This window comes from Bacillus sp. 3255, from assembly GCF_031456485.1.
GTDB lineage: Bacteria > Bacillota > Bacilli > Paenibacillales > NBRC-103111 > Paenibacillus_E.
In genome coordinates this window covers 74,181-94,936 of record NZ_JAVDUS010000028.1, presented here as the reverse complement: position 1 = coordinate 94,936, position 20,756 = coordinate 74,181, and the positions used below count along the sequence as shown (strand labels likewise).

Sequence of the window (20,756 nt, the reverse complement as noted above, 5' to 3'; positions counted from 1 at the left end):
AGGGACGGTCTATCTATGCCTTACGGCGTATAGGCATGAACACTCTCAAGCACATACGCGACTTCTTCGTCCGTCAAGTCCGGGAACAGCGGCAGCGTCACGAGCTCACGCCACAGCGTTTGAGCGACCGGCGTTTCCGCCGCATAAGAAGCGAAGAGCGGATGCATCGTCAGCGGCATATAGTGCACGCCCGTAGCAATGCCTTTGCTCTTCATATGCAGAATAAACCGCTCGCGATCTTTCACCCGCACGACGAATCCCCAGTAAGAGGAATCCTGCAGCCGGTAGGGTATCGCCGGACGGACATGGTTGGAGCCGGCAAGACCGGCGACATATTGACCGATGATGGCTTCCCTCCGGCGGTTCATTTTATCGAGCTTCCCGAGCTGTACGAGGCCGATGGAAGCCATCAGATCGTTCATGTTGTATTTATAGCCGACATCCGAAATCTCATAATACCAAGAGTTTGCATCGGCATGGTAAGAAGCATTTTGCTCATAGCGCTCCCATGTATCCTTATTGATGCCGACCCAGCGCGAGTGCCGCAGCGGCCGCAGCAGCTCCGGATCGTTCGAGGAGATCATCCCCCCGTCACCGGTCGTCATGCATTTCTTCTCCTCAAAGCTGAAGCAGCCGATATCGCCCCATGTCCCGAGCGACTTGCCCCTATACTTCCCGCCGGCCGAGTGTGCCGTATCCTCAATGACTTTCAAGCCGCGTGCCTTGGCCCAAGGGACCAGGACATCCATTGGCACGGGATGCCCCATGAAGTGCACGGGAATGACGGCCACGCAGTCCGCATCGTATTTGCGTTCCAGATCTTCCAAGGAAAGGCCGAAGGTTCGTTCGTCCACATCCACGAAGACCGGTACGAGTCCATTGTAGAGAACGGCCATCGCCGTCGCAGCGAACGTCACGACAGGAACGAGCACTTTCTTCCCTGGCGGGAATTTGAAAGCGGACAACGCCAAGTGCAGCGCGGCCGTACAAGAGTTCACCCCAACCGATTCGGCGCTGCCAATGTAATCGCTCCATTTCTTCTCGAACTCGCCTACGCGGGGACCGAGTCCGAGCCAGGCTTTGTCGAACACCTCCCCCATGCTGGCCATTTCTTCGCTGCCGACGGACGGTTTAAACAGTCTGATTTCCATGATTATCCCTCCCCCGAACCCATCTCAACCATGCCGCCGAATCTGCGGATGAACGCCTCCCGGGTCACGACCATCGTAACCATTTCCCGTTCGGGCTCCCCTTCAAGCTGTCCCTCGGCGGGAATCCAGCGGACGAATTCGCCCTGCACCTCTTTGCGCAGCGGTACCCGCTTGACCTCGACGGCGCCTAACGTTTCATAAAGATGAATCGCCCGGACATTGTCCGACAGCACATTCAAATATCCTTTGCGGATACCGAGCTCGCGCAGACTCCAACCGCCCAAGGTAAGCAGCGCATGCAGCACGATGTTGCCGTATTTGCCTTTGCGGCCGCGCAGCAAATTGTCGTATTCGCAGGTATTGGCCACTTCATCGTAATGCATCAACCCGATCTGCCCGATCGGCGTCTGCTCCTCATCCTCCAAAATGAATAAAATCCGGTCATCGGCATCCAGAATCTGATGTTTGGCCCAAGCTTTCGTCCCTTCCTCCGTTGCCGGGAACTGCGTGACAAACCAGCTGCCTGCAGCTTCACGCCATTCCATAAGCGCTTTGATTTCCTCCTGATTCTCAATCGATTCTGCCGTTAACGGCCGGAGCCGGCCCAGAACCTTGCCATCTACGATAATAGGCAGACAATAGGACGAGACTTGCTCGCCCTGTGCCTGTTTGTATTCCTTAAGAATCGCTTTCACAGGCTTAATCATCCTTTCTTTTTCTTTTTCTTTTTCCCGTTCTGTTTCACATAGGGGATTGGAATCACGCTCGGCTTTACATTCGAGACCAGTTTTATGAAAGTTTTTTGTACCGTATCCTGAAGCAATTTCTGATCGATCAACTGGATCGTCTTCTGATTCGACTTTTGCTGCTTCGGCTGTTCATTTTTCTTCTCTTGCTGCTTCTCGAAATCTTTGATCATCTGCGGCGTCGCGTATCCTTTCTGAACGGCAAAATTTTTGAACGTTTCAACATCCATTTTGGCAACCGTTTTGGCCATTTCATGCTGTGACAGCTGCTGGGAATGATAGCGCAGATAGCTTAACGGTTGAACCATGTAGACACCTCTTCCTCTATCCAGCAGATTCAGCCAAGATGCCAAGTCTACCGCAAAATAAACCTGTCTGCCCAAGAGCATACCGAATGGTTCAACGAGATCTTTTCTGCGGAACAGGACCGTTGTGGGCTCGCCCAAATAGTTGGTTTTATCTTCAAGCAGCCTTTTGGTCAAAATCCGGCCGTCCACAACCGTATCTTTGGGATAAAGCAGCTTGAACGTCCCGATCGGCGGCACATAGAGCTGGTTGCCCTTGGAATTGACCACCCGTCTTTGCGAGGTGACGAGCGTCACATCCGGGTATTGCAGCATATACGCCATCATTTTCTCGATCTTTTGCGGGTGAAACAAATCGTCGTCCATCAAATAGTTAACGAACTCGCCATAAGCCATATTCAGCGCTTGCTGCTGGTTGGCGATCGGTCCGATATTTTGTGCGTTGCGGACGTACCGGATTCGGCTGCCGCCCGGCATCGCCTGATACTTTTGGACCACCAGCTCGGTGGCATTCGTCTCGCTGTTGTCGCTCACGACCACTTCGATGTTCGGGTACGTCTGGGCGAGCGCGCTCTTGAGCGCTTGCTCAAAATAATCCGGCCTATTATACGTAGGTATTAGAATACTTACGAGTGGATTCATCTCAATCTCTCCTTCTTCAATTGTTCAAGTGTTGGAAGCTTCCGGTCTTTCTCCGACATAATCGGCAGTTCGACGGGCCAAGGAATGTTCAGGGACGGGTCGTTCCACGCAATTCCCCCTTCATGCGCAGGCGAATAGACATTGTCGACCTTGTAGACAACCTCGCAGTTGTCAACCAACGTACAGAAGCCATGAGCAAATCCCGGCGAAATGTAAACCAGTTGGCCGCTGTTCTCGGATAACAGCCTGCTGTCATAGCAGCCAAAGGTTGGCGAACCTAACCTGACATCGACGAAAACATCGAGTATCACGCCACGGCTGACCCAGATGAGCTTCGTTTCGGCGTGCGGCGCGAATTGGAAATGCAGCCCCCGTATCGTACCTTTTCTTATGGAATAGGAGCGGTTCTCCTGCACCCAGTTGCGGTGAAGACCATGCGCCGACATGATCTCCTGATCGTATAAACGGGCAAAATAACCGCGATGATCTTGATTCGGAGACATCGTGATGTCATAAATGCCTTGCAGCTTCCCCGGCTGAATGATCATGCGTTTCCCTCCCCCTCCACATACTCCAAGATTTGCCTGTTACATATGTCTCTGCAATCTTCTCCAAGCATGTAAGCCTTCATCCATTCAATCGACTTGGTAACGGCCGTATCCAAATTCCAGCGCGGGGACCATCCCAGCAATTGGCGGGACTTGCTGCAATCGAGCCGCAAGACATGAGCTTCATGGGGATGCTCCGCTTGATCGATGAGGTAAGACGCCTCGTCTCCCCATTTGGCACACAAATCCTTCACGACTTGCTCCACGGAAACCGTGTCGCTATCGTTCGGTCCGAAGTTCCACGCCTGCGCCTTGCCGCTGTCTTCAAACAATTGCTGCGCGACAAGCAAGTAGCCATGCAGCGGTTCAAGCACATACTGCCAAGGCCGTATCGCTTGCGGGTATCTCAGCTTAACCGGTTCCCCCCGCAGAATCGCCCGGAACGTATCCGGGATAAGCCGGTCTGCGGCCCAATCTCCGCCGCCGATCACATTGCCCGCCCTTACGGACGCAAGGAGTACCTGCCTGCCTGAAGAGCCAGCCGCATGCCGGCAGGCTTGACGATAGCTGGCAACGATCAACTCGGCGCAAGCTTTGCTGTTCGAATACGGATCCGCGCCCCCCAGCATGTCCGTCTCCATATATCCCCGCTCTTCGGCAAGCGGCGCATAGCATTTATCCGTCGACACATGAATGACGGCTTGCACCGGAGCCCCTTCGGCCGAAGCCCGGCGTACGGCCTCCAGCACATGAGCTGTTCCTATCGTGTTTATTTCATACGTTTCGACAGGATTCAAATACGAAGCTCGGACCAGCGGCTGGGCCGCCAAATGAAATACAATATCGGGAGCCGATTCCTGAATGGCTGCCTGCAAAGCGCTCAAATCCCGAATATCCGCGATATAAGAAGTAACAATTTTATCCATCCTGCAAAGCTTATACAGACTTGGATCTGTAGGCGGCTCCAAAGCATACCCCGTCACTTTCGCTCCCATACTGTGCAGCCATAAGCTCAACCAGGTTCCTTTAAAGCCTGTGTGCCCTGTGACCAGAACGTTCTTGCCTCTCCAGAAATCGGGATTGATCCGAATTTGGCTATTTGACATCGCGTAACCCCCCCCCTTTCCAAAAAAATGGATACGAACAGATAGATTTATAGATTCTATCAAGTTTTTCATATCAGAATATCGTATGTTTCATCTCTCAAATCCGTCAGCGGCAGCCATCTATTCTTCTAAAAAATTAATAGACTAGCATACAAGCAAAACCTCTGGATCGCTCATAAGATGTTTACTAGAGAGGAGGGATTGCAAGTGGGTCAACTTTTACAAAAACTTGAAGAGATGCTCAAACAACTCCCAGGAGGAGTGACTGAAGGACCGGTCGGCAATGTTTTGCAGCGCCTTGGTCAACTTCAAGCTACTATGGATGAGCAGCTGTCCGGTACGGACTCCGAATTGGTTAGTCGCATTCAAGCCGAAATCGGCAAACTAAACCTTGGAGACAACACTTGGACTGAAGTGCAAAACGTTCTGAACCAAGTTAGCGGCTTACTAGGTCAAAACTTTCTTACGGACGGTACACTTTCCGGGCTTTTGCAAACTGTTCAACAACTAGTTACACAAATCGCAGCAAATCCGACACCCGAAAACATCACTGCCAACCTGCCAGCCATTCGTGCCCTGCTCCAGCAAATCGAAGCTTTCCTTACAGCGCAGCTTGGTTCCCTGAACCAAGAATCCATCGTCGCTTTGTTGAGAAGATTGAAAGTCATTAACTAATGCCAAAAAAGGTTGGTCAGGATTCCCTGACCAACCTTTTTTATGTTTATTTATATCGCTTGAGCCGCTTCGTTTGCTCCGGGCACGCCATACAGGAGGAATGCTTGTGCGGCGGCGATCCGTGCGAGCGGTATCCGGTAAGGCGAACAGCTTACATAATCCAGTCCGATCCGGTGGCAGAACAGAATCGATTCCCTGTCCCCGCCATGCTCTCCGCAGATGCCTGTTTTGAGGGATCGCTTCACGGACCGCCCTGTACGAACGGCAAGGTCGATTAATTGCCCCACTCCCTCGACGTCCAGCACTTGAAACGGATTGTGCGGCAGCAGCTTCTGATTGACATAATGCGTGAGGAACTTGCCTTCCGCATCGTCACGGCTGTAGCCGAACGTCATCTGTGTCAAATCGTTGGTGCCGAAGGAGAAGAAATCGGCATGTGCAGCAATCTGGTGCGCCGTAAGCGCGGCTCGCGGCACTTCGATCATCGTCCCGACCTTGTAGGCACATTCCCGCAGCTTGTCGGGTCCCAATACCTGCCGGGCAACGAAGTCCGCAAGCTCTCTGACAATTCGCAGCTCGCTCGCATGGCCGACAAGCGGGATCATGATTTCCGGCAGCACCCGGACGCCCTTATCCATGCAGCCGGACACAGCACGGAAAATCGCCTCCAGCTGCATATCGTATATTTCCGGATACACGATGCCTAGCCTGCAGCCCCGCTGTCCCAGCATCGGGTTCGCCTCGTGCAGCGCCTGCACTTTGCCCAGCAGCTGCGCGACCTCCTCTTTTTCTTTCACGGAACTATCGCGATCATAGGTCAGCTGGGCATACCGTTTCTGCAGCTCATCGAGACTGGGCAGAAATTCATGCAAAGGCGGATCCAGCAACCGGATCGTGACCGGAAGTCCGTTCATCGCCTCGAACATATCTGCGAAATCCGACTGCTGCATAGGCAGCAATTGGTCCAGCGCCTTCAAGCGCTCATCCCGGTTGTCCGCAAGGATCATGCGCTGGACGGCCGGCAGACGCGCAGGCGAGAAAAACATATGCTCGGTCCGGCACAAGCCGATCCCCTCCGCGCCAAGCTGCCGGGCAAGCGCCGCATCCTGCGGATTATCCGCATTCGCGAACACCTTCAGCGTACGAATCTCATCCGCCCAGCCCAGCATGACGAGCAGCTCGTCGGTCATCTTCGCTTCATGCAGCGGCACAGCGCCTAGAATCACCCGGCCTGTGGCGCCGTCGAGGGTGATCCAGTCCCCCTCCTCCACGGTTTCGCTTCCTGCGATCATGCGCTTCTCATCCGGCACAATCCGGATCTCCTCGCAGCCGCAAACGCAAGGCTTGCCCATTCCTCGGGCCACGACAGCGGCATGGCTCGTCATTCCACCCCGGCCGGTCAGCACGCCTTCCGATGCGATAACGCCGTGAATATCTTCAGGCGTCGTTTCGATTCTGGCGAGAATGACCTGCCGGCCGGCGCGATTCCAGGCTTCGGCCGTATCGGCGTCAAACACGACCTGCCCGACTGCGGCGCCCGGCGACGCCGGAAGTCCTTGGGCAAGCTCCTTCAGATTCAGCTTCTGCTGCTGCTTCTGCTGCTGAATGGCCTCCTCATCCAGCCCTCGATGAAGCAGCTGATCCAGATGCAGCACTTCGATCCGGCCTACGGCCTCCGCCTTCGTCAACACACCCTCTTGGACCAGATCGACGGCAATTCTCAGGGCGGCTTGCGCGTTGCGCTTGCCGTTTCGCGTTTGCAACAAATACAGCCTGTTATTTTCAACGGTAAATTCAATGTCCTGCATATCCTTGTAATGCTTCTCCAGCTGCTTGGCTGCTCCTGTCAGCTGCGCATAAATCTCAGGCATCTCGTGCTCCAGCGATGCGATGGCGAGCGGCGTCCGGATGCCTGCGACGACATCCTCGCCTTGCGCGTTGATTAAATATTCGCCAAAAAAAGCATTCTCTCCGGTAGACGGATTCCGCGTAAAAACCACCCCCGTTCCGCAGTTCGGGCCCATATTGCCGAACACCATGCTCTGCACATTGACGGCCGTTCCCTGATCGTCCGGGATCCGGTGCATGCGGCGGTAAATGTGCGCTCGCGGATTGTTCCAAGACTTGAAGACGGCCTCAATCGCCATGCGCAGCTGCTCATAGACGTTCTGCGGAAAAGGACGGCCCGTTCGGTTCATGGTGCAAGCTTGATATGCTTGGACCAGCTCCTTCCAACCGCCAGCCGTTACATCCTGGTCGGAGCCGGCTCCCTCCCTTTCCTTCAACCGATGCAGTTCTCGTTCGAAGCAGCCGGAGTCTATCCCCAGCACGACGCTCCCAAACATCTGAATCAGCCGTCTGTAGCAGTCGTAAGCGAACCTTTCGTTGTTCGTAAGCGCTGCCAATCCTTGCACCGTCTTATCGTTCAGGCCCAGATTCAGAATCGTGTCCATCATCCCCGGCATGGACGATACCGATCCGGAACGAACGGATACAAGCAGCGGGTTCGCGCTGTCGCCGAAGGTTTGGCCTCTCTGCTGCTCCAAGGCATGAAGAGACTGTTCCACTTCCTCCAGCAGCTCATCCGAGAGCCGGCTGCCTCTGCGGAAGAAATCCAGACATGCCGCTGTCGTAATCGTAAATCCCGGCGGAACGGGAAGTCCGGCGCGCGTCATCTCCGCGAGATTAGCCCCTTTTCCACCCAACAAAGCTTTCATTGCGGCATGCCCCTCTTGAAATGGAACCACTTGGTTCTGCGTTGTCATTAGCTGGCCTCCTTGTTCGGATCTTGGCATGCTTTGCACAGCACATAAAATTTCTTATAGCCATCTGTAGGCATCGTTGCGATGACCTCATTGCAGGATTTGCAAATCACCAAGCCAAGCTCATTCGGCTTTACAGCCGTCAAGGTTACACAGATTGTATCAGACATGCTGTTCCCTCCTTTGTATGCGTGCGTTCTGCACGTGAGATATGGGCTGCTGCGTCGATGACCCGGGAGGTGTAACCCCATTCGTTGTCATACCAGGCCAGCAGTTTGATTTGATCATCTCTTGTCATTAATGTAAGACCGTCTATAATGGCTGAATTCTCATTACCGATATAATCCGCCGAAACGAGCGGCAGTTCATTATACGCCACATAAGCGTCCATTCCGTCTGCGATCGCCTGCTGAATCGCGCGCTTGACTTCCTCCGTTGTCACGGCTCGGCCTGCAACGACTTGCAGATCCAGCAGTGAAACGTCCTGCGTCGGAACGCGTACGGCGAGGCCCTGAATACGGTCTGCCAGATGGGGCAGCACATCGGTCAGCGCTTGACCGGCACCGGTCGACGTCGGAATAATCGCATTCGTGCATGCTCGGGCACGCCGCAAATCTTTGTGCGGATTGTCCAAATGGTTCTGATCATTCGTAAACGCATGCACCGTTGTCATCCATCCCGATTGGACGTGAAAAGCTTGATCCAGAATATGCAAAATGGGTGCCAAGCAGTTCGTCGTACAGGAGGCTGCGGACACCAAATGATGCGACCTCGCATCATACTGCCCTTCGTTGACGCCCATGACCATCGTGAAATCCACATCGGTACCGGGCGCCGTCAACAGCACTTTCTTCGCGCCTGCGAACAGATGGCGCTCGGCGCCATGCCGGTGATTGAACTTGCCGGTCGCATCGACGACCAGCTCGACACCGTGGTCCTTCCAGGGAAGCAGGTCCGGCTCCCGCTGGGAACAAACGGAAAGCAGCTGCCCGTTGATCCGGATGGCCTGGTCATGGACGACTTCTATCGCCGCATCCCATGTGCCGTGAACGGAATCGTATTTCAACAAATGCGCTAATACCTGCACAGGGCATGTTGTGTTAATGACTGCAACATCGAACTCCTGTCGGTGGCTCAGCGCTTTCCTTAGGAAGAGTCTGCCGATTCTTCCCGTGCCGCTTAATGCAACTCGCATCTCCATCCCCCTAACCCTCATTTAGTATGACATAAATGTATCATATATGTATTTAATGCACAATATATATTTGATTAAATCGTTAAAAACGGGCATTTTCGTGCTGATTTCCTGATTATTGATTATATATGACGTCATATATAATAATTGGTGAATCAGAATCCGCTGTGCTCACCCCCACGTTCCTTCCGATATCTGGAAACGCGCCGCTTCCTTACCACCAGTTTCTTCCAGGACGCATTGTTACTTCTTCACTACCTGCTACTGCCAAGAACCATTGCTGCTTCTTCACTACCTGCTGCTGCCAAGAACCATTGCTGCTTCTTCACTACCTGCTACTGCTAGGAACCATTGCTGCTTCTTCACTTCCTGCTGCTGCTAGGAACCATTGCTGCTTCTTCACTACCTGCTACTGCTAGGAACCATTGCTGCTTCTTCACTACCTGCTGCTGCTAGGAACCATTGCTGCTTCTTCACTACCTGCTGCTGCCAGGAACCATTGCTGCTTCTTCACTTCCTGCTACTGCTAGGAACCATTGCTGCTTCTTCACTACCTGCTACCCCAGGAACTATTGCTGCTTCTTCATAACCTGCTACTGCTAGGAACCATTGCTGCTTCTTCACTACCTGCTACTGCCAATTCACTATCTGCCGCCCATCACTGCTACTCCGCGCATACCTCGGGAACACGCTACCACCCACCGAACACCTCTCCCTCCACATTGGGAAATACGATTCGTTATTTCACTCAAAATAGTGATTTCTACGAGAGAAAGGGAAATATATGACCTTAACTCGATAGATCTTGCTTCTTTTCGCCTATTTCCGGTGAAATAGCGAATCCTATTTCCCCAATTTGACCAAATACTCTGTTTTCCGGGCTAATAGCGCACTATATTTCCGACTCAGCAGCAGACTAAACTTCAACCACAAAAAAACACTCGCTCGGGTGGACTCCTCTCCCAAAAACTAGTCAGCTTGTTTAACCGTAAACCTAAATGTGCAGCGTTGGGCTGTTTCATGAGACAAAGGGATAGTGCTCAAAGACTCAGTAGTGTGGATATGCTCGCTAACGGCTGGGGCTTAGCAGCTGCCGGGACGGGGTAATGTAGCTCTCTCTTCCGCTTCATGAGCCAAAGGGATAGTACTCAAATGCGCAACAGTGTGGATATGCTCACTTACGGCTGGGGCTTGGCCAGCTGCTGGGATGGGGTAAAGTAGCTCCCACGGCCGCATCATGAGCCAAAGGGATAGTGCTTAAAGGCGCAATAGTGTGGATATGCTCCCTTACGGCTGGGGCTTAGCAGCTGCCGGGACGGGGTAAAGTAGCTCTCTCTTCCGCTTCATGATCCAATGGGATAGTGCTCAAAGGCACGATAATGTGATTATGCTCGCCTGCGGCTGGGGCCCGGGACAGCTGCCAAGACGGGGTAAAGTAGCTCCCTCGGCCGCATCATGAGCCATAGGGATAGTGCTTAAATGCGCAACAGTGTGGATATGCTCACTTACGGCTGGGGCTTGGCCAGCTGCCGGGATGGGGTAAAGTAGCTCCCTCTGCCGTTTCATGAGCCATCGGGATAGTGCTCAAAGGCACGATAGTGTGGTTATGCTCGCTTACCACTGGGGCCCGGGACATCTGCCGGGACGGGGATCACTTCCCTTCACTCCCCTCCCCACCGCGATAAACGAAAAAAGCGTATCCTCGATGAAGATACACTCGCGCTATTCCCACTCTTGCTCATTTCAGCAGTTTTTCCCGGTACAGCTTAGGACTATATCCCGTCATCTTCTTAAACATCCGGCTGAAGTGTTCCACATTTAAATAACCGACCGTTTCGGCAATGTCGGTAATTTTATAACCTTTGCGCTTCATTAACCGCTTGGATTCTTCAATGCGCAAGTTCGTTAGGTAGTGGATGAAATTGCATCCGACCTCTTTGGTGAATTGCTTGCTGAAATAGCTTTCGCTAACACCGACCATCTCGCTGATCAAAGCAAGATTCACGTCCTCCATATAATGAAGATCGAGAAACTGCTTCGCCGTCTGTACGGCGCTGCTGTACCTCGCTTCATCCTTGAGGTTGCCGTGCAGGCGTCCGAATATCGTCCGGCACAAACGAAACAGCCAGGTCACGGCTTCCTCCAGCGTCTCCAGACTTTTCAAATATTCATAAGGATGCTGAAGACCTTCTTCCAGCTCTTCCCAGCGGATACCCGCCCGGTGGAGCAGGCCTCCCAGCTCCCAAAGCAAATTCTCCAGGGCCGATTGGACCTCTTGTGGTCTCCACCCCCACGTTTGCCCCAGCATCCCCTGCATGCGTTCAAATTCTTTCTGCCACAGCTCCGCATTGTCCTGCTCCAAAAGCTGCGCAATCCCGGCGCCTACCGCTTTGAGCGCCAACTGCAGCGAGCGTGCGTGCTCGCTCCCAGCCGGGACGATATGACGTCCCTGATCCATCGCACTTTCGGGGTAAAACACTTTGTTCCACCCGGCAAAATAACGCAGCGACGCCAGATTGGCCGCTTGCTGGTGGAGGCGGTACCAATGCTTCACACCGCTAGCCAACTCGCTGACCCCGATCGAAATGGATACGTTCACATATTGGTTCAGCCTTGTTTGAATCATCGCAAAGGCGGACTGCACCTTTTCACGAATGACGCTTTCACTGCGGAATTGAGCCAGTGTACAGAAGAGGACATACTCGACCTTGCCCGTCCGGTGAATCAAGTGGCGAATCGACATCGAATCCAGAACCGTTCGTATGGATTGCATAATAAAACGCTGCGTTTTCACATCGTCAATGCCGCGATCCCGCTTCGATTCCACCGTGCCCGTGCCCTGTGAAATTGAAATGACGGCTGCCAGCTGATTCGACTCGCCTAGCCGTTCAACGATGCCCGCACCTGCCGCTGCATAAGCCGCCTGCTGCTGCTGCGGATCGACCGTTATAAGCTGCTGCAGGAGCTCGCCCGACCCATCGGAGTCATCCTCTGCCGAATCAGCCGCTGCAGGCTTCCCGGCCGGCGCTTGTTTCTGAAGCTCACCGACCGCCTTCAGAACGACGGGAACCAGATGCTCCTCATCCATATCGGCCTTCACGATGAAATCGATCGCACCCAGCAAGAAAGCTTCCCTAACATAACTGTAATCGCTATATGCACTTAACATAATAGTGACAGGCTTCTTCGCATTACCACCCTGGAGAGTCCGCAGCAGCTCAATCCCGCTCATCTTCGGCATCTCGATATCGAGCAGCAGCATATCGATATCTCCACGCTGTGTCACAATATCCAGTGCTTCCGCACCATCGCCGGCTTCAGCTTCGACGACGATTCCCATACTCCTCCAGTCGATCATATGCTGCAGAGCAAGGCGAACAAGCGGTTCATCATCGACGATCATCATCTTCAGCAACCGATTCATCCCCCATCGCCAGATTGACTTCTTGCCTCTTCACCCTTTGACCGCACCATCCATAAGCCCCTTGAAAATATAACGCTGTAACACGATGTAAAAGACCGCACTCGGCAGCAATACGATCATGATCCCCGCGCAAAGCTGTGCTAAATCCGAGCTGCGCGTGCTGACGAAGGCCGTCAAAGAGGTCGCGAGTGTCGCCAGCTTCGCGCTTGGCATATACAACTGTTGAACGAAAATATCATTCATTATTGTAACACTTTTCAGGATGGCCAGTGTAGCGGTTGCCGGCAGCAGCAGCGGAAAAATGATGGAACCGAAGATCCGGAAGTAAGAAGCGCCATCCAGCATCGCACTCTCGTCGAGCTGGACGGAAATCTTCTCGAGAAACTGCATATAGATGTAGATTTGCATAATATCGGTTCCGATGTAGATCAGCAGCGGTGCGCCCAACGTATCGTAGACGCCTAGCGCATGAATAAGCTGAAAGCGGGCGATCTCGGTCGTGTACGCCGGAATGATCATGGCGGCCATGAACATCATGAGGATCGCTTTTCTCATGCGGAACTGGAAGCGATTCAGCACGTAGGCGGTCATCGTGCCCAGAAGCATATTGCCGAGCATACTTAAAATAACGAGCAGCATCGAGTTGCCGAGCCCACGCACCATATTGCCTTCTTTCAGCGCGCTCAAGTAATTATCGACATGCAGGAAGCTCTTCGGCAGCGAGAACGGCGACGATTCGGCAAGCTCCATATTGGTCTTGAACGAGCCGAAAACGACAAGCAGAATCGGTACGAAAATGATCACCGTCATTAGCGCAAACAGCCCGTAGTAGACGGCCAAACCAAGCAGCCGCTGCGCGCTTCTCGATCGGGGCCGCCCTGTCAAAGCCCGCTTGTATAATGGCTTCAGTATTTGCGTAGGTTCCATGTTCAAGACTCACTCCTGTCTTTCACGATCCAGGCTTGCAGCGCTGAGAACATGATAATCATGAATAGAAGCATAACCGCCATAGCCGAAGCCAAGCCGTAATTGTTGTAGGTGAATGCCGTTTGCAGCGAAAATAAGCCGAAGGTACTGCTGGCACTACCCGGGCCTCCGTTCGTCATCACAAGCGGAATATCGTACTGCAAAAGGGCGCCGGATACGTTCATGAACAAGATGATTTCGACGACCCGGCGAATACCCGGCAGCGTGACATACCGCTGCTGCTGCCAGAAGCTTGCTCCGTCGATTTCGGCCGCTTCGTACAAATCTTTCGGAATCGATTGCAGCCCGGCTAGAAACAGAACGACATGAACGCCGCTATAGCGCCATAATGAAACGGCCACCAAGGAATAATTCACGACGTTCGAATCGCTGAGCCAGCTCTGGATCCAGGACTCCAGCCCGGCGCTTTTTAACAGCTCATTCAACGGACCATTAATGGGGTTGTAGATATAGCTGAACATGTAGGCCACGGCAATCCCGTTAATAATATACGGCATCAGCACGGAGAAGCGGAAGAACGCGCTCCCCCGCAGCACTCTGTTCAGCAGCACGGCCATCATCAACTCGACGGGAATCGCTACCGCGTGCAGGATGAAATAGGTGGCGTTATTACCGATCGCATGCCACGCATCGGGGAAATCGAAAAGCATTCTTACGTAGTTGTCAAAGCCGATGTACTTGAATCCGGGGCTGTAGCCATCCCAGCTGGTGAAGCTGTACCGGAATAGCTGCAGCGTCGGATAGATAAGAAACAGCAGCAAAAGTGAAACGGGAACAAACAAAAAGGTCACGATGACGATTTTCTGCTGTAGACGATAATTCATGCGATCACTCCTGTGTAAGGAAAGGGCACTTTACCACTCAACGCTTGGTTCGTGCCCTCTATTCAATCTTATTTGTTCGATTCGACGGCTTTCTTCCACTTATTGTTGAGGTCCTTCTCTAACGTCTCGAGCGGCTTGCCTGCATAAATTTCCTGAGCGGCTTTCTTGAAATCGAATTGAGCGGCACCGCTCACCTTGGCGAAGGCCTCATCCGTCGCGTTATAAACGAACGGTTTGAAAGGATACTTCTCCGTCCACTTCTTAAAGAAAGGGATCTCCGAGTCTACGCCATTTACGGTAGAAAACTGCTGGGCCATTTTAATATACGAAGGATACACATCCTTGCTGAACATCCATTCGAAGAATGCTTTCGCTTCTTCTACGTTTTTGCTGTTCTTGTTAATGCCGACATTCATGTCGGACAAGGTCATGGCCGTCAGCGGCTCGCTTTCCGTGCTGCGCAAAGGCAGCGGGAACGCGCCCAAATCTTCGTCCGTTTTCAAGCGATTGACGTAATCGGGATAATACCACTGACCGGCTGCGAGCATGGCCGCCTTCTTGGACTCAAACAGCTGTGTGGATTGATCGAAAGAAATCGACAGCGCATCGGGTCCCGCCAATTTTTTGCTCGACATCTCCTTGATCATTTTGCCTACCTTATCGAACGTACTGCCTTCCCCGAACGGTTCAGGCGTTTTGGCCAAATTCCCCAAGTAATTCTCATCGCCGGATAAAATATGCGGTCCGAACTCCATGAACGGGTAGAACGTCCAGTCTTCTTTGCCGCCAATCGCGATCGGAGTGTATTTGCCGCTGCTTTTAATTTTCTCCATCACTGTCATGAACTCCGGCAGCGTCTTCGGCACTTCCAGATTCAATTCCTGGAACACGCTCGGCCGGAAATAAACGAATTCGGAGAACGAGACGAGCGGGGCTCCCAATATTTTGCCGTCGATTTTGGCCGGAAACTTGTTATTCTTCGCTCCGTTCAGATCATCCAGAGGCAGCAACGATTGTTTGTATACCTGCAAATGCGTCGGCTTTAAATAAAAGAGGTCCGGCAGGTCGTTAGCCGCCAAGCGAACCTTGAGATACTGCCCGCCGTTATCAGGCACCTTCTCCACTTCTATGGTGACATTCGGCTTCACTTTGGTGTACTCTTTCACCTTCTCTTGCCAGAACGTCAGATCGCCCTTGGCATCCCACATGGCCAGCTTCAGCTTCACCGGATTAGCCGGTTTCGCCGCAGGTGACGATGCCGCCTGACCATCCGCCGGCTTCGCCGCAGGTGCTGCCGGTTCCTTGGCGCAGCCTGTAAGCAGGCTCAACATAACCATTCCGCCTACTAGCGCTGTGTGAACAAGTTTTCTTTTCCCCATTTCGTTACCCCTCCATTGTTTGTTTCTTTGAAGCTCTGATCTCATCATACCTGCAATGGAAACGCATCCAAATGATCTTTTTGGCTAAAGCGTTGATCTTTTTTGAACCTCATCTTCATCATTTTTATGAATAAGGGGGACCTTGAGCGTCACCTTCGTGCCCCCGCCTTCGTTCGCAGCCAATACCAATCCGTAATCCTCGCCGTGATGCAGCTGTATACGGTGATGCACGTTCGCGACCCCCATGCCGGTGAAAGATTGCGGACTGCGCTTCGTCCGGAACTGTTCGAGCTGCTCCTGTGTCATGCCTTCGCCGTTATCCGCGATATCAATGAATAAGGAGCCTTCCCGAACACGCGCCGTAATGACGATGGTCCCCCGCGTTTCTTTACCGGCCATTCCATGAACGATGCTGTTCTCGAGAATCGGCTGCAGCAGCAGCTTCAGCAGAAATTTCGGCTCTGCTTGCGGGTCGATGTCCCACTCCACCTCAAACGTATGGCCGTAACGCGTTTCCATAATATACAAATAATGTTTCAAATTCTCGATTTCATCGGCAAAACGCGTCATAATGCCTCCCCGGTTGAAGGAGGACGAGACGAGGCGCATCAAGGCATGCGTCATGTTCCGGATGTTGTCCGCCTTGCCGATCAGCGCCATCAGCTTGATGGCATTCAATGTATTAATCAAGAAGTGCGGATTAATTTGCGACTGCAGGGCGGCGAACTCCGCCTTCCGCTTCATCTGCTCCTGCTCCTCACGCTGCCGCAGCAGCAGCTTGATCTGATCGAGCATGTGGTTGAACGTCCGCCCGAGCGTGGCCATTTCGGCGATGCCCGACGTGCCGATTTTGGCATTCAGATCGCCATCCATGACTAACGACATTTTACGGACGAGCACATGGATCGGTTTGGTCAGATTGTGCACCAGGGAGAAAGAGATGAGCAGGAAGATGGCAATGACCGCACAAGTGACGACCAGCACGATTCGGTTGATGCGGTTATAATTGGCCGTAAGCTCGCTGTACGGCAGCTCATGGACGACTTTCCACCCCAGATTGCCCACGGTCGTGTAAGTCTCCAGCATCGTTGGCTCCCCCGTCCGATCGACAAAATAGCCTTCGTTGCCGGAACCTATCTGCTCCAGCAGATAGGGCTCAATACGCGCTTGGTTCCAGTTGCTGCTCGCGGCGACAACCTGGCCTTCGTCCGTTAGCATGACAAAGGCGGACTTATCATACGGCTGCTGCCGGAATATGTTATCGAATGCTTCCTGATTCAATGTGAAACAGATCATCTCCACATCGCTGAGCGTGTGATAGTCGCTGGGAGCAATCGCCGCAGACAAGTCAAGCGGTGTGGATTGGCCATACAGCACCGACTTCTGCAAGCCGAGAAAGCGCACATTATCTTTCACCTTCAGCGTCTCCCTGTACCAATTCATCGCCCGTACGTCTTGTTCGGCTGCGGATAAATTTTGCTGGTAGGAATATACGCCGCCGTCTTTGTAGAAAAAGTGAATGGCCAGCAGCTGGCTCGACATCGAATACGTATACCGGCTGAGCGCCAGTCCCAAGGCGTTGATGTAGGCGTAACGGTTGCTCTCATCCGCTTGATGCAGCGAGGTGGCGATGGACAGAATATCCCGGTCCACCCCGATTGCCGCTGTAACGTACTCGATCTTACTGATTTCTTGCCTTGCAGAGTAGGTTACCGCTTGCAGCGTTTGCAGTGTGCGTTCCGTCGTCTGCTGCAGCAGATCGCGTTTGTATACCTGCAGAATCATCGTTGATATCGTTACGATCGGGAACACAACCATGACGACCAGCAGCACATGCAGCGTCGCCGCGAACGTCCACGGTTTGGCAAATAATTTGATCTTCATGCTAACCCCCCGCATGTTTCTGTCTTTTCTTCCACATACATTCGGTCATATTGGGGAAATGTCCTTCCGGGATGCAAAAAGCCCGCTTCCCCCGGTCAACAGTGACCGGATGAAACGGGCTTTCCACTAAAGCGCAACCGGCTGGCCCAGCTTCGCCGACCGGTAGGCGGCAAGCGCCACCTGCGCCGCCTTCATGCCGTCTTCCCCTGTGACGGGGACTTGCCGGCCCTGGAGCAGCGCGTTAACGAAATCTCGAATCATATACGCATCCATATCATCGCCCCAGAAGGTATACAATCCTTTGCCGGCTGCATTGCTGAAGAGATCGTTCTTCTGCGCGAAGCCGTCGACGGTAATGACGCCCTTCGTCCCGACAATTTCCATCGTTACATCGCCCCAAGTCGGGAACGATTTCGGACGGGACCAGCTCGTGTCCAACACCGCGATCACGTCATTGTCGAACTTCATGTGCAGCATGCCGGCGTCCTCGACCTTCAGTTCCTCCTTGAAGAGCGTAGCGGCGTAAGCATACACCTCTTTCACATTCGCCTGCAAAATCCAATGTATCAAGTCCATCACATGCACGGTGTGATCCAGGACCGCTCCGCCTCCGGACAAGCTCGGATCAACGAACCACCCGCCCGGGTTGCCCCCGTGGTTCGTCCCTTTGATGGCCACGATATCGCCGATTTCTCCTTGATCGATGGCTTCTTTCGCGCGCACGACGGCTGCCAAATACCGGCACGGAAATGCCGTCATCAACTGCACGCCGTTCTCTTCGCATGCGGCAATCATTTGCGCCATCTCTTCCATCGTCGTGCCGAGCGGTTTCTCACACAGCACATGCTTTTTGGCTCGAGCCGCGTCGATGGTCAGCTGCGCATGATGCACATTTTCCGAACAGATAACGACCGCATCCACATCCTCGGCCAACAGCTGCCGGTAGTCCGCATAATACGGTATCCCGTAGCGTTCGACGACGCCCTCCACTCTGCTTCGGTCCTCGTCGGCAATACCGACGATTCGTACGGCCGGTATTAGGGCCAAGCTGTTTAAGTAGCCGAAAGCATGCCCGTGCGCGAAGCTGATCATGCCTACTTTCAAAATATCCATATCCATGTCCCTCCCGGAATGTGCGGCTCCGCCTACAGCGTTACCGCTTGGCCTGTTCGAACGGATTCCAGCGCTGCCCTTGCGATTTCCAGCGCTCTGCAGGCATCCTGCACGGTCACGCGGGGCTCGGTGCCTTCCCGGATGCAAGTAAGAAAATGTTCGAGCTCGACGTAGTAAGGATCCTTGAAGCTTGGGCTCTGCGGTATTTCCACAGCTTTGCCTCCGTGTTCAGCAGGAGACGACTTGCGGATTTGCAAGGACTGGGAGTTCATGCTGTCCGTACGGACCAGCCCGTCCGAACCGGCAAACTCCGCCGCATAGCGGAACGAGCCCGGATAACCCCAGAACGCCTCCAGATTGGCCACCGCACCATTCTCAAAAACGAGCGTGACGAGCGCATAATCCGTCGTGCCAACTACCCGGTTCATCCCGTACACGGACTTCACTTCCCCAAGCGTCCAGCGCATATAATCAATGTCGTGAATCATTAAATCCATGATTACGCCTCCGCTTCGGTCCGCTTCCAGATACCAGGGCCTGGCTTCCCCCGGATGACCGCCAGCCCGGCGCGCGTTCGCAACCCCGGCACGCCCGATTCTGCCGCTGTCGATCTGCTCCTTCATCTGTGCATATTCCGGGAAGAAGCGCACTACATGGCCGATGAACAGCCGTACGCCATTCTCCTCACAGCACGCGATCATATCCTTCGCTTCCTCCACATGAAGCGCTATCGGCTTCTCGCAAATGACATGCTTCCCGGCTCGTGCGGCTTGCATGACGATTTCCTTATGCAAATATGTAGGCACCGCGACACTGATGACATCCACAGCCTCGACCGCCAACATTTCATCCATCGTTTCGTAAGGCGTCGCTCCCGTTAGTTTAGCCGCGTTAGCCGCTTGCTCGAATACAGGCTCGCAAACGGCCACCAACTCGACGCCCGGCATTTTCGCATAGCTCTTCGCATGCCACATTCCCATTCCGCCGCAGCCCACTACCGCCACTTTCATCTCTCTACTTCCCCTTTCATTTGTTGTATACTACTTAATGCAATCATAGCTGTTCATGGCTCCTACCAAAATGACGCGTTTTGTCTTGTTTCTATCCAAATTTGCCGTCGGAAATCAGGTGTGCTAAGCATGGAAACGTTCAAAGAACCGATACATTACCAGAATGAGCGTCTCTGCATGAAGGTGTGGCAGTTCACGAGTTCCTCTCCCCCCAGACCGTTCGGGCAGCAGTGGCATTATCATAAAGAAGTCGAATTCATCCTTGTGCAGGAAGGCAGGTTGGGCATTCGTACGCCAGACAACAGCTACAGTCTCACTCCGGGAGATGTGCTGCTGATCGGCTCCTCCCAGCTTCATATCAGCAACAAACCGGAGGACGGCGCACTCGTCTACATTGTGCTTCACGTTGATTTGCAGCCGTATTTCGATCCCGCCATGATGATGTATTACCGCCATTTCTCCGAGATGGTGCGCCCGCTGGAGGACCTCAATTACATCTTCCTCGAAAATGAGCGCGCCAAACAGGAGGTCGGACGGATCATCGTCGACGTTCACTCCGAGATGATGGACAAAACCAAGGGCTACGAAATCGCGATGAGCATGCATATCAAGCATCTGCTTCTCGCCCTGCTCCGCTATGACCGGCGCGAGCTGCTTCAGCCCTTTGAATTCGTTGATGCTGCCGTTATGCGGCCGATCCTCGATTATGTGGAAGCGCACTTAGTGGAGAAAATCGAAATGGAAGAGGTTAGCCGGATCGCCGGCATGAGCTACACGTATTTCTCCAAATATTTCAAGAAATGCGTCGGCCTCTCGTTCACCGATTATGTGAACCGGCAGCGCATTCGCAAAGCCGGGCAGCTGCTTGCTACGAAGACGGATATTATCACAGAAGTTGCAGCCGGTGTCGGATTCGAGAACATGGCGCATTTCTACGAACTGTTCAAGCGTTACAACGGCTGCACGCCCAAAGAGTACGCCCGCAAGCTGCTAAGAGAGGGCTGA

Annotated in this window: 17 protein-coding genes; 2 read left to right on the top strand and 15 right to left on the bottom strand. The window is 53.3% G+C overall.

Annotated elements, in window-relative coordinates; all coding sequences use genetic code 11:
• Positions 1–20 precede the first annotated feature (20 nt).
• From J2X61_RS32685 to rfbG, 5 genes are read right to left on the bottom strand one after another with little or no spacing between them, the layout of a single operon-like run.
• Positions 21–1,151, bottom strand: coding sequence for a DegT/DnrJ/EryC1/StrS family aminotransferase (locus J2X61_RS32685; protein WP_274467775.1), 1,131 nt, complete (start codon positions 1,149–1,151; stop codon positions 21–23).
• 2 nt (positions 1,152–1,153) lie between these two features.
• Positions 1,154–1,846 carry a GNAT family N-acetyltransferase gene (locus J2X61_RS32680; RefSeq protein ID WP_310194265.1) on the bottom strand — a complete coding sequence of 231 codons (693 nt, stop codon included), beginning with the start codon at positions 1,844–1,846 and terminating at the stop codon, positions 1,154–1,156.
• Between the two features lie 8 nt (positions 1,847–1,854).
• Complete coding sequence (locus J2X61_RS32675; protein WP_274467773.1) at positions 1,855–2,844, bottom strand: glycosyltransferase family 2 protein; 990 nt, start codon at positions 2,842–2,844, stop codon at positions 1,855–1,857.
• Positions 2,841–3,392 carry a dTDP-4-dehydrorhamnose 3,5-epimerase gene (gene rfbC, locus J2X61_RS32670; protein WP_310194262.1) on the bottom strand — a complete coding sequence of 184 codons (552 nt, stop codon included), beginning with the start codon at positions 3,390–3,392 and terminating at the stop codon, positions 2,841–2,843. The genes J2X61_RS32675 and rfbC overlap by 4 nt, the downstream gene beginning before the upstream one ends.
• A complete protein-coding gene (rfbG, locus tag J2X61_RS32665) occupies positions 3,389–4,498 on the bottom strand; it encodes a CDP-glucose 4,6-dehydratase (RefSeq protein ID WP_310194259.1) in 1,110 nt (369 codons plus the stop codon). Before rfbG ends, rfbC begins: the two co-directional genes overlap by 4 nt.
• Positions 4,499–4,705: 207 nt before the next feature.
• On the opposite strand from rfbG, the gene J2X61_RS32660 reads away from it, so the two are divergent.
• Complete coding sequence (locus J2X61_RS32660; protein ID WP_274467770.1) at positions 4,706–5,173, top strand: hypothetical protein; 468 nt, start codon at positions 4,706–4,708, stop codon at positions 5,171–5,173.
• 50 nt (positions 5,174–5,223) lie between these two features.
• Here the strand turns inward: J2X61_RS32660 and ppdK are convergent, their stop codons facing one another.
• From ppdK to J2X61_RS32610, 10 genes are all read right to left on the bottom strand, one after another.
• On the bottom strand, positions 5,224–7,938 hold the full coding sequence (ppdK, locus tag J2X61_RS32655; RefSeq protein ID WP_310194255.1) for a pyruvate, phosphate dikinase: 2,715 nt from the start codon (positions 7,936–7,938) through the stop codon (positions 5,224–5,226).
• A complete protein-coding gene (locus J2X61_RS32650; RefSeq protein ID WP_310194251.1) occupies positions 7,938–8,105 on the bottom strand; it encodes a GapA-binding peptide SR1P in 168 nt (55 codons plus the stop codon). Before J2X61_RS32650 ends, ppdK begins: the two co-directional genes overlap by 1 nt.
• Positions 8,084–9,136 (bottom strand): type I glyceraldehyde-3-phosphate dehydrogenase, encoded by a 1,053-nt coding sequence (gene gap / locus J2X61_RS32645; protein WP_310194248.1) that lies wholly within the window; start codon positions 9,134–9,136, stop codon positions 8,084–8,086. The genes J2X61_RS32650 and gap overlap by 22 nt, the downstream gene beginning before the upstream one ends.
• A gap of 1,732 nt (positions 9,137–10,868) precedes the next feature.
• Positions 10,869–12,554, bottom strand: coding sequence for a response regulator transcription factor (locus J2X61_RS32640; protein ID WP_310194245.1), 1,686 nt, complete (start codon positions 12,552–12,554; stop codon positions 10,869–10,871).
• A gap of 30 nt (positions 12,555–12,584) precedes the next feature.
• Positions 12,585–13,481 carry a carbohydrate ABC transporter permease gene (locus tag J2X61_RS32635; protein ID WP_310194242.1) on the bottom strand — a complete coding sequence of 299 codons (897 nt, stop codon included), beginning with the start codon at positions 13,479–13,481 and terminating at the stop codon, positions 12,585–12,587.
• A gap of 2 nt (positions 13,482–13,483) precedes the next feature.
• Positions 13,484–14,365, bottom strand: a complete 882-nt coding sequence (locus tag J2X61_RS32630; RefSeq protein WP_310194239.1) for a carbohydrate ABC transporter permease — start codon at positions 14,363–14,365, stop codon at positions 13,484–13,486.
• 68 nt (positions 14,366–14,433) lie between these two features.
• Positions 14,434–15,744 carry an ABC transporter substrate-binding protein gene (locus tag J2X61_RS32625; RefSeq protein ID WP_310194235.1) on the bottom strand — a complete coding sequence of 437 codons (1,311 nt, stop codon included), beginning with the start codon at positions 15,742–15,744 and terminating at the stop codon, positions 14,434–14,436.
• 84 nt (positions 15,745–15,828) lie between these two features.
• On the bottom strand, positions 15,829–17,628 hold the full coding sequence (locus J2X61_RS32620; protein WP_310194232.1) for a sensor histidine kinase: 1,800 nt from the start codon (positions 17,626–17,628) through the stop codon (positions 15,829–15,831).
• 126 nt (positions 17,629–17,754) lie between these two features.
• Positions 17,755–18,741 carry a Gfo/Idh/MocA family protein gene (locus J2X61_RS32615; protein ID WP_310194228.1) on the bottom strand — a complete coding sequence of 329 codons (987 nt, stop codon included), beginning with the start codon at positions 18,739–18,741 and terminating at the stop codon, positions 17,755–17,757.
• Between the two features lie 32 nt (positions 18,742–18,773).
• Positions 18,774–19,751: a Gfo/Idh/MocA family protein gene (locus tag J2X61_RS32610; RefSeq protein ID WP_310194226.1), complete on the bottom strand. Its 978-nt coding sequence runs from the start codon at positions 19,749–19,751 to the stop codon at positions 18,774–18,776.
• A gap of 129 nt (positions 19,752–19,880) precedes the next feature.
• On the opposite strand from J2X61_RS32610, the gene J2X61_RS32605 reads away from it, so the two are divergent.
• Positions 19,881–20,756, top strand: coding sequence for a helix-turn-helix domain-containing protein (locus J2X61_RS32605; protein WP_274467760.1), 876 nt, complete (start codon positions 19,881–19,883; stop codon positions 20,754–20,756).